Source organism: Kineococcus siccus (assembly GCF_009906795.1).
GTDB classification, from domain to species: domain Bacteria; phylum Actinomycetota; class Actinomycetes; order Actinomycetales; family Kineococcaceae; genus Kineococcus; species Kineococcus siccus.
The window spans coordinates 1-324 of record NZ_JAAALN010000484.1 but is presented as its reverse complement, the minus strand read 5'-3'; the positions used below and the strand labels follow the sequence as shown (position 1 = coordinate 324).

General features: G+C 75.6%; 1 protein-coding gene. It reads right to left on the bottom strand.

Translation table 11 applies throughout. The features are described from left to right. Nucleotides 1-324, bottom strand: a 324-nt coding sequence (locus GTR02_RS22235) for an ATP-binding cassette domain-containing protein (RefSeq protein WP_166609613.1), incomplete at both ends; no start/stop codon positions are given.

Genomic DNA, 324 nt, shown 5'->3' with positions numbered 1-324 from the left:
CTGGGAGGAGACGATCTCGGCGTAGGTCGGGCACGTCGCGAGCAGCTCCTCGTGCCGGCCCTGCCCGACGACGGCGCCGCCGTCGAGGACGACGATCCGGTCGGCGCCCACGATGGTGGACACGCGCTGCGCGACCACGACGAGCGTGGCGTCGGCGACCTCCGCGGCGAGCGCGGCGCGCACCCGTGCGTCCGTCGCGGTGTCCAGCGCGGAGAACGCGTCGTCGAAGACGTAGACCTCGGGCCGCAGCACCAGCACGCGGGCGATCGCGAGCCGCTGGCGCTGCCCGCCCGAGACGTTCGTGCCGCCCTGCGCGACGCTCGC